Source organism: Pseudoalteromonas sp. BSi20311 (assembly GCF_000239875.1).
In the GTDB taxonomy this organism is placed as follows: Bacteria; Pseudomonadota; Gammaproteobacteria; order Enterobacterales; family Alteromonadaceae; genus Pseudoalteromonas.
On record NZ_BADU01000055.1, the window covers coordinates 1 to 10,615 of the forward strand.

The 10,615-nt window shown below is 36.2% G+C and carries 7 protein-coding genes and 1 riboswitch; of the genes, 2 read left to right on the plus strand and 5 right to left on the minus strand.

Going from position 1 to position 10,615, the window contains the following annotated elements:
- Positions 1 to 254 precede the first annotated feature (254 nt).
- A complete protein-coding gene (locus P20311_RS04970; protein WP_238529430.1) occupies positions 255 to 701 on the minus strand; it encodes an XRE family transcriptional regulator in 447 nt (148 codons plus the stop codon).
- 680 nt (positions 702 to 1,381) lie between these two features.
- A riboswitch (yybP-ykoY riboswitch) is annotated at positions 1,382 to 1,483 on the plus strand.
- Between the two features lie 84 nt (positions 1,484 to 1,567).
- On the opposite strand from P20311_RS04970, the gene P20311_RS04975 reads away from it, so the two are divergent.
- Positions 1,568 to 2,128, plus strand: a complete 561-nt coding sequence (locus tag P20311_RS04975) for a TMEM165/GDT1 family protein (RefSeq protein WP_008110350.1) — start codon at positions 1,568 to 1,570, stop codon at positions 2,126 to 2,128.
- A 93-nt stretch (positions 2,129 to 2,221) separates the two neighbouring features.
- Here the strand turns inward: P20311_RS04975 and P20311_RS04980 are convergent, their stop codons facing one another.
- From P20311_RS04980 to P20311_RS04990, 3 genes are all read right to left on the minus strand, one after another.
- A complete protein-coding gene (locus P20311_RS04980; RefSeq protein WP_008110352.1) occupies positions 2,222 to 2,746 on the minus strand; it encodes a DUF6436 domain-containing protein in 525 nt (174 codons plus the stop codon).
- Positions 2,730 to 4,196, minus strand: coding sequence for a methyl-accepting chemotaxis protein (locus P20311_RS04985; protein WP_008110354.1), 1,467 nt, complete (start codon positions 4,194 to 4,196; stop codon positions 2,730 to 2,732). The genes P20311_RS04980 and P20311_RS04985 overlap by 17 nt, the downstream gene beginning before the upstream one ends.
- Positions 4,197 to 4,327: 131 nt before the next feature.
- Entirely contained in the window at positions 4,328 to 4,882 is a 555-nt protein-coding gene (locus P20311_RS04990) for an isochorismatase family protein (protein WP_008110356.1), read from the minus strand.
- A gap of 159 nt (positions 4,883 to 5,041) precedes the next feature.
- Between P20311_RS04990 and P20311_RS04995 the strand changes: the two genes are divergently transcribed.
- Entirely contained in the window at positions 5,042 to 9,541 is a 4,500-nt protein-coding gene (locus P20311_RS04995; RefSeq protein WP_008110358.1) for an EAL domain-containing protein, read from the plus strand.
- A 57-nt stretch (positions 9,542 to 9,598) separates the two neighbouring features.
- On the opposite strand, the gene P20311_RS05000 is transcribed toward P20311_RS04995, so the two are convergent.
- Entirely contained in the window at positions 9,599 to 10,492 is an 894-nt protein-coding gene (locus P20311_RS05000) for a cation diffusion facilitator family transporter (protein ID WP_008110359.1), read from the minus strand.
- Positions 10,493 to 10,615: the final 123 nt, after the last annotated feature.

Consider the following 10,615-nt stretch of genomic DNA (forward strand, 5'->3'; position numbering starts at 1 on the left):
GTGCCATGAGCAGACATTGAAGGTTCTTAATGTGTGAAGTCAAAAATTGACCCCAATCGCTCTATTAGATTTGACCCCATTCGCTCTATTTTCACTGGTGGATGAATCCAAATAAGCGGCTTTTTATAGTGTAGGTCGGATAAGCGAAGCGCCATCCAACACTGTAAAATACCTTGCCAATTATTATCAACATCTCATGTTGTCGAATACCCGGAAGTGGATGGTCGCAACCTTAGACACTTATTAGCTGTATATTAGTCAGTGTTAGTAAATTTTGCATAATTAGTAGTGATTTTCGTTCCTTTTTCAGTTTTTGTTATTATTGCTTTTTCAATAAAAACAACTGAGTTACCCAAATAGATCTTTACACTACCACTGGCTATTTCCGGTGTAGCTGTTTCCCACTTTGAATCAACTAACACTTCATAAGTAAGAGTTTTTGGCAAGAAAATCTCTACATTGTTACTGTAAACTCGATAATCATTATTTTTAGATGTTGTAACTTTATCTGAGTGGATCTTAATATCTGATGCCATTGTAGATGGCACTAGAAATAAAACACTACTGAAAATGGCTGCAATCATTGAAGATAACACTACTATTTTGGATTTAGAGTGATTTTTCTTTAATGGGATTTCAGGCTGGAATAACTTAGTAACATCTAGCTCAAAACAGGAAGCTAATGCTTTAAGAGTTTCCAATGAACCTGAACCATTATTTTCTACTCTTTGAATGGTTCTTAAACTTACAGCACTAACATCAGCTAAATGTTGCTGACTCCAAGCTCTAACTTTACGTTATTCTATAATTTTTTTAGCGTTTAGTTTCATTTCCATTTGTATTTCTCACATGAATATATTGAAGCTATATCATGTTCAAAAACTCCTTTTTTGTATACGACACATTTGCGTCACCTTAACGACAAGTCAATGCCATACTGCTAACAACTTTATCAAAGGACACTTTCTCTATCTTAGATCGAAAACGTCCTTATTTCATGAGCTTCTATTATTATCAAATAGTGTAAATTATTACCAGCTATAAATATTATGCTTACTGTAGTTTATTTACACATATGAAAAAGGAGATAGTTTCCTTTTATTCTTACTAAGCTAATGACAACTCACCTGAATGACTATATCTCGCTCAAATAAGACCCCGAAAAGTTGCTCATATAGCTATCTAGGTTAACGCTTTCACAAAACAGAATATATTTCTGATAACTACCTTTGAAGCCCTTAAAACGGAAGTTTACTTCCGTTTTTTACTTTAAAATTATAAGCCGGTGTCTACTGAAAGCTGGGAAGTTCAGAATTAATAATATTGAGAATTAAGATTAATTTAATAAATATTTACCTGCTTTAAACTTTGTGGAATAATCGCTACCCTCTTAGGGGAGTAGCCCGCTCAGTAATGAGTAAACTTATCAACATAATTGCACCTCATGTGCATGGTAAGTTTGTAATGTTGTAGCAAGCGTTATCGGCGAGACCTAGGTAGACACTATCCTCATGGCGGGAGATAGCTGTTTGCCTTGGTTTAGTATTCCCGCCTGAAGATTATACTAATGGATATTTTTTTAACCTCTACCGTCACTGTTGCCCTTGCCGAAATTGGTGATAAAACTCAACTTCTATCGTTATTACTCGCGGCACGTTTTCATAATAAAATAGCGCTTATTTTAGGTATTCTTGCTGCTACTATAATCAATCATGGTTTGTCTGCGTGGTTTGGTGATTGGTTAAGTGGTAATTTTGCTGTTGAATACCTACCTTGGGTAGTCAATATAAGCTTTATTGTTGTTGGCTTATGGCTGCTTATTCCTGATAAAGACGAGGAAGTTAGCCACAAGTTCGATCGTTATGGCGCATTTTTAGTGGCTTTAATTTTATTTTTTATCGCTGAAATTGGCGACAAAACTCAAATAGCGACTGTGTTATTAGGTGCACAATATCAATCTGTTTTGTGGGTAACAATTGGTACAACCCTGGGTATGCTAATCGCAAATGTACCTGTTATTTATGCTGGTAAGGCATTACTAAAACGGATCCCGTTAAACACAGTAAGAGCTATTGCCGCCACTGTATTTGTATTACTAGGTGTTTATGGCTTAATAACCATGGTGTGATTAAGTAACCTACAACAAAAAACCGCTTACCTAAAGTAGGTAAGCGGTTCAAGGATGTATAAGCAGTTTTCGTAGAATAAAAATGAGCCTCTTTTACACTCGGTTAATACAATAACACCCTTTTGTATCGGCAATTAATAATGACGAGTTAAAACCAGCTTGTAGATTACTGATCACAGTTTCTACAAACCCACTACCTTGTGAACAAGCCAAGCCTTCTGATAAAGGCCCTGCATAAACAAAATCACCGTTTTTATCAATTAACACTGCAGCTGGCGTTGCCGGGACCACTGACTTTAACTGGCTATTGAGTTTAAATGTTTGCACTTCAACGCCTTGATTTTTCGCAAAGCGTTGTAAGGCTGATAAATGTGGTTTAGCTTGTATGGTACAACCACAATTATCTTCTGTGATGATAAGTAGTTGCGCTGTATCTTTGTTTTGCCAAACCACTTGCTGTTTAAATTGCGAAAACCAGTTATGTCGATCCAGCATTTTATTTTCATCAAACGGCTTTAATTGCCCAAGTTGAAAATACACTAAACCCGACACAACAACGACAAGCCACACACCAATCAATACAAAAATAAAATAGCGCTTATTAGTTAAATTTTGCAATACTTTGCTCTAACACGTCGATACTGACATCAATCATTTGTACTTTGGCGGTGAGTTGTTCAACAATTTTTCCATCTTCATGTTGGCGTTGGCGCATTTGATCTGTGCTAGTTGCAATCTGTTCGGTATTTCCAGCCTGTTCAGCAACTACTTGCGCAACCGAGTTAGAGCTTGAAGATACGGCCTGTATTTGCTCACTCATTGACGAAATATTTTCTTTCATGGTGGCACTAATTTTTGTTAGATCTACAACAAACTCAACACACTGATTCATCGATTGTGTTGAAGTACGACTATTATTCACCAAATCTGTTAACGTTGATGCTATTTTTGCTGTTGTTTGCTGGCTGTTATTCGCTAAAGAACGAACCTCATCTGCAACTACAGCAAAACCACGACCATGCTCGCCCGCTCTGGCGGCTTCAATTGCAGCATTTAAGGCTAACAAGTTAGTTTGATCGGCTATACCTGATATTTCATTCAACAAACTTGTAATTACATCACCAGCAGCCACTAAGTGGCTTAACTGCTCTTCTGTATTGGTTAATAACGTGAGCAACTCTTTGCTTTTACTGTCTGTTTGTAACACTTCTTGCAAAGCAACATGGGCAGAATCGGTAATACTACTAACTTGCTGCTTTAAAATATCGCTTTCTTGCTCAACCAGTTTAAAGCCATGGGCTACTTGTGAACCTGAATTAGCAATATCATCTGTTTGTGTATTTCGGTGTTTCGCACTGTCTGCTAACTTATCGTGCACATTTATAAGCTCTTGGGAGTTATTTTTTAATGAATCAGATTGAGTTTGAACCTGTTTAATAACATCCGACAAGTATTCCAGCAGGGTGTTAAAGCCTACCACTGCACTGCTATCTGTATCATCTGCTCGCATCGAGAGTTTTATCTGATTAGGGTCTTGCATTATTTGTTCAGTGGCATAACTTAACGACAAACCCGCACGACGTTCACGCTTTAATGTCACTGCAATATAGCCAGCAACAAGCGCTTCAACAATGGCATAGGCCGCATGAATGAGTACCGTTGAAAAAGCTAAACGATCAGGGTCGAAAACATAAAACCCCGTATTTTGAGTCTGCAGGTAGTAAAAAGATAAATGATGAATAGCAACAAACACAATGGCCGTAATAAATACCCGCCATTCAACAAACATGATCAGCATGGCTAAGAAAATAAATATTTCGAAATGCACCTCAATAAGCCCATACGCTTGCTGAATATGCAAAAATGAAAACATCATAATTGCAGCAGCGACTACATGAGGTGTAACTTTACTTTCGGGTTGGGTTTTTAATAACCAAATAGGAAGCAAGCATAAGGGCAAGCCGACCAGAAATGCCTCTGTTAATGTATCAAAATAAAGGCCTATACCAATAGACTCTACAAATAATAAACAGAATATGATTGTAAACAATCGACTCACACTAGACATAAAAACCTTAATTAATTTTATAAAAATTAAACACGCTCATTGTTAGTATAACCTACAACAACTCGCAATTTTTTATCTTAAATCAAACTAAGAATGATTATGCTGCTTGATTTAAAAATGTTTTTAGTGCGCTACTTAACTATTGATAGTATTTGTTTAAAAGTAGACGTCCCTGCTTTTTTTGTCCATTGAAATATAATAGTTTCAACGCAAGATATTATAGCACCTGCTTGACGAAGCTGCTCAACCGCAATGGCTTTATGCTCTACATTTCTTGAGGCTATTGCATCAGCAGCAACTGTTACTGCATACCCTTGTTGTAGTAAATCTAAACATGTTTGTAACACACAGACATGTGCTTCAGTGCCAACAACCACCACATGAGGTCGTTGTAATTGCGAAAGAGTATCTAAAAAACCGTCTTCGGCGCAGGCGCTAAAATTTATTTTTTCAATATACTGAGCGTTTGGTAAAGCTTGCTTTATCTTCTCATCACTTTCACCTAGTCCTTTTTTATAATGCTCTGTAATTATTGAAGGAATTTGATGAATAGCACTTGCATTTGCAAGCTGTAAAGCACAATCTAAGGTGGTATTAAATGAAGCTATAGCGGGTGCCAATTTACTTTGTAAGTCGATTACTAAAAGTACGCTATGTTCTAAGTTGATATTTTCTCTAAAATTCATTTGTAGTCCTTTTACTTTAATTAGAATAAAGTGTAATGCCCATACAAAAACACAACAATTAATTCACATTTAATGCTTTTTGTAATTTTTAAATTAAACTCATGTTATATTACACCAATACTAAATACCAAGCTTGTCAGTTAAAAAGGGTAAGTGCTTTTGAGTAAGTTTTTCTTTATTGTTCATATATTTTTATTAGTTTGTATGCAGCAGAGCTTTGCTTCACAAACTTATTCTGAACAATTACAACGTATTACTAGCAACGAGCAACTGTCGCAAAGCTTTATAGTGAAATCAATACAAGATGATATCGGTTACGTTTGGATAGCAACTACCCAAGGCTTATATCGTTTTGACGGTTACCGAGCCACCCCTTACGAAAGCGCAACAGGTTTAAAAAACAATTATGTAATCAATATCTACAAAGCTAACGACGGCAAAATAATAGTTAGCACACAACTTGCTGGAAGCTATTTAATTGACCCATATACTTTAATAGCTGAGCAAATATATTCAGGACATTTGAATCAAAATGAAGAAAAGTTTTCTCCCATTACTGCAGTCGTTGAGCAGCCTACACACTTTTATTTTTCTATTGATTCCCACGTGTACCGTTTTGATAAAAAATCAAAAAAACTAGCACTCGTTGCATCTTTGCCTGATGAAAACATATTTATTCGAGCATTATCACTGCACCAACATATATTATATGTTGGTGCCGATCAGGGGCTATACGCTTATAGCTTTGACAATAACGAGCTCCAACAAATAGTACTCAATGACACCCAAGAAGTTACCAATGATAGTAACAATGTAAAATTTTTATCTATAGATGATGAACTTGGGTTGCTAGTTGGTACGGTTGAGGGGATGTATCGGATTGCTTTTAATGAAAATAAAAATATAAATCCCTCGGAATTATCAACATTAATTAATGACTATAATATTTGGGATTATGTAAACACACCCTATGGTGAATTTATTGCTACAGAAAGTGGGCTATTTGAATTTGATAGAGCAACCTCAAAACTCACCCCTATTTTAAATTTCAAAGATAGTAGCTACAACATAACAGAAAATACGATCAACGATATTATGTTTGATGAATCTGGTTTGTTATGGCTTGGTTCAAGAACCCATGGTGTATTAACGTGGGCAGCACAAACAAAAAAATTTAAAAGAGTCAGCCTACCGGATAATAATATTGTAAATGTTATTTACCAAGACACAGAACAATTGCTCTGGATAGGCACTGACGATGGGCTTGTTCGCTACAACTCAAAAACTAAAACGAGTGATTTATTTCTACAATCTAAAGATAAAAAAGCAGTTTATGGCTTATCTTCTATCGGAGATATTTTTTCTGCAAATAATAAAGGCGACAACTATCTATGGCTAGCGACTTTTTTTGGGCTTGAACTTTTCAACAAAGAAACAGGAAAGTTTGAACAAAACAAATTTATCACTGAGCATAAGCTAAATACTGACTATATATTTGGTATTGCTCAAGTCGCTCCTGATACCTTTGCTTACATCAATAATGATAATTTTTATATTTTTAACGCGAATACCGGCGAAAACAGAATTATCAAAGGATTAAAAGAGCAAGTTTCACCATTGCATGCTTACGCATTTCATGCTCCCTCAGAAGCTTATCCTGGTGAACTACTGTTAAGTACGTCTGACACGTTTTATCGTTTCAACGAAGAAACAGGCACGTTAATTACTATTTTTAAATCTAAAACGGCAAAAAACAACCTTTATCATACGGTAGAAAACTATTACTTAGACACTAAACGTGAACTGCTATGGTTAGCAACCACACAAGAGGGCTTAATTGCCGTAGACTCAAAAACATATCAAATAGTGCATACCTTTAATGCAAACAACTCTCTCAATACTAATGCCATTTATAAACTTATTGCCGATGACAATGACTTTTTATGGATTAGTTCTGACAACGGGTTATATCAACTTAATTTAAATACGTTAAACATAACCACTTATACAATTAAAGATGGCTTAAGCAACAACCACTTTACTGCACTTGCAGCAATTAAATTACAAAATAATGAACTCGTATTTGGTAATCGCAGTGGATTGCTGCAGTTTGACCCTAATCAATTTAATAGTGAGCAACAAAACACTGATAGCAAATTGGCGTTCACCGATATTAGCTTGTTTTCAAAGTCACTCAATTATGCGCCTGATAAATATCGTAATGCGCCGTTAATGCTAAAACACGATGACATGGGGTTAACAGTTCGGTTTTCTAATTTTGATTATAAAAATACAAGTAAAACTTATTACAAAGTAGAGTTGAGTGGTCCCTCATCTTTAAGTTATGACGATTTAAAATCTAATCATGTGTTTTTTACTAAATTACAACCCGGTGACTATAAACTATCAGTGTTTACTCAGCAGCGAAATGGAGTCATTACTAGTGATCCTGTAATGCTTAAGTTTAGTGTTGCCTATGCACCTTGGCAGTCTCCTATTGCTTACACATGCTACTTCCTCGCGGTGTTCATAATTCTGTTTTTATTTTTTTGGCAATACCGAAGCCGTAAAATAGCGATTGAACGCGCTCATCGAGCAGCCATTCATTCTAAAACTCAAACAGAGCTTGCACTAAAAAGTAATAAGAGTGGCGTTTGGAACTATAGCTTTGCAGACAACTCAGTTAATACAGCCAGAGGTGAAGAATTAGGCTATGAAAATATACCTGAGCGTATTGATATACATAGCTTCTTTAATATTATGCACCCTGATGAGCGTTATAGAATAGAAAATAAATGGAATGCATTTATAAAACAAACTCAGCCACAAGACTGGCAAGCGACATATCGATTACGTCACAAAGATGGCCATTGGTTGTGGTTTCATGACCTAGGGCAAATTATTTATAATGAAGACAGTAAAAAGCCTGAGTATGTATCTGGTATTTTTACTAATATTACCGAGCAGTTAGCAAATGAACAGCAAGCAAAAATACTCGGCGAAGCATTTAGCCAAATAAATGATTTTTTACTTATCCTAGACGAGAACCTAGTACCTTTCTCAGCAAATAGTAGCTTTATGGAGGTATTTTCTGATGATGGTGAAGGGGGTATTGTTACCTCAGAGTTATTTATAAAAGCCATTGGGCAAACTAAATGTAAAGAATTTGCAGCCACATTAAAAGCACTGCAACCAAAAGAAAATTGGCGAACTAATGCCTATGTAAATACCACAAAAGCAAAGCAACACCCTATTCATTTAAGCGCCACAGCTGTCGCTAATGAAAAAGGTAAAGTTGGGTATTATGTTGTTGTTATTACAGACTTAACCGAACAGAAACGCGCTGAAAATGAGCTGCGTTATCTGGCTAACTATGATGCGTTAACCGGGTTACCTAATCGTAGTTTAATGAATCAAAAGATTGAAAATGCCATAACAAAGGCCGCCAAAAACGACTTGCAATGTGCGGTGATATTTATAGATTTAGATAAATTCAAACCCGTGAATGATTCATTTGGCCACGCTGTGGGCGACAAATTACTGTGTAACATTACCGAAAGGGTTGCCCTATACTTAGGTGACCATGCAACCTTCGGGCGACAAAGTGGTGATGAGTTTTTAGTATTAATCGAAAATATTACCTCTATGTCCTCGCTACAAAATACGCTTAACGAAATGAGTAGTGAGCTGGCAAGTAAAGTTATTATTGATGACTTTTCTATCAATATTTCTGCCAGTATTGGTATTGCCTTGTACCCTCATGATGCAAACTCAACCGATGCTTTGATCCGTAATGCAGATATTGCCATGATGCATGCAAAACAAGCAGGTCGAAATGGATTTCAGTTTTTTAATGAAAAAATGAATGAGCAAATAAAGCAAAAGCTTATTCTTGAAAACGACTTAAAAGACGCCGCAAAAGATAATCAGTTCTTTAACCATTACCAGCCAGTGGTTAACACAAAAGATAAAACAATAAGCGGTGTTGAGTTATTAATGCGCTGGGAAAATCAAGGAAAATTAATCTCTCCGGCTTTATTTATACCGGTGGCAGAAGAAACAGGCCTAATTGATATGCTCACTGAACAAGCATTGCAACGTGCGATCACAGAGCTTGCGCCTATTCTTAGCGTTAACCCGCAGTTTTATGTGTCGTTGAACGTATCACCAAAACATATTCTGAAAGCTAACATAACCCAGCGACTGAGCGCTATACTTGAAAAAGCCAACATTAAACCACAGCAAATACGCCTAGAAATCACAGAAAACACGCTGCTAGAAGATAAGTACAAAGCAGCTAAACAACTCAAAAGCCTTCAGGCAGCTGGGTTTAAGCTATTTCTTGATGATTTTGGTACCGGCTATTCATCACTCACTTATTTGAGTCAATTTCCAATTAACGTAATAAAAATTGATCAAAGCTTTGTAAATAGTATTGGCATAGATAAAGGCGACGAGTCGATTATTAAGACTATTTACTCGCTTGCTGAAAACTTAGAGTTATATTGTATCGCAGAAGGGGTAGAGACACGGGAGCAACTCGACTTTTTAACGAATATAGGTTGTCATAAGCTTCAAGGTTACTATTTCGCCCGCCCTATGAGTGCCAACGATTTAATGAACCCTGAATGCTTTGAGATGATTATTGATTTGATATAAAAACGCAGTAATGAAAGTGAGTTGTTAACCTAGTTACTAAATTTATAGGTTAACAACTTAATGTATATGCTTGCATTCATAACTTTCAATTTGCAGTACACTGTTGCGAACATTAAATTTATCTGCAAGTAGTTTAATTACTTTTAAACGACACTCTTCATCATGCTTTTCTATAGTGCAATGTTGCTTCAACACCACGTGAGCACCCACGATAACCTTTTTATTTTTACGAACAACGGTAACATTGTGCACATTGGCAACGTGCTCCATGCTGGTTATTTCTGTTTCGATATCTTGAACTTCAGGCAGTTTTGCTTTATTTGAGCGTAGTCCTTTAATACAACTAATTATCACCTTAATCCCCGTAAACAATACAAATGAGGCAATTAACATACTCGATAAAATATCAATCACATTCCAACCTGTTATGTAAATTAGTACACCGGCTACAAAAGTAGAAACAGTCGAAATTAAGTCAAAAAACGAATGTAAAAAAACCGCATACACGTTAATGCTGGCCTTACGACCCTTATAAAGTACCCATGCTGCCGCACCATGAAATAAAAAACCAATAGCAGCAATCACCGACATTAAATAGCTATTTATAACCAGCTCATGCCCACCTTTGTGATGCATAAAGCGCTCAGCTCCCTCAAATAAAATAAGTAAACTAATGGCGAGATATAAAATCCCGTTGATCAGACCACCGATTAATTCAGCTTTTTGATGGCCGTCGTTGTAAGTTTTAGCCAGATGAATAGCAAAGCTAGAAGCAATAAGTGCTATAAATAATGAACTGTTATGAACAAATAAATGGCCTGCATCGGCAAGAACAGCCAGTGAATTAGCATAATAAGCACCTATAAGCTGAATCACCATAAACGAACAGGTAATTGCAAGTGCAATTAGTAGACGGCGACGGGAGGCGTGATGTGTGGTTATTTCTGTCATGAAATATAAAAGGCCTTTACTGGAAACAAAGTAAGCTCATGAAAAAAAAGCAAATTAGAAAGTACGTAATGATATACAGTCACAATTGTAATACGAAGACCAATTAAACGCACTAAAAACTTA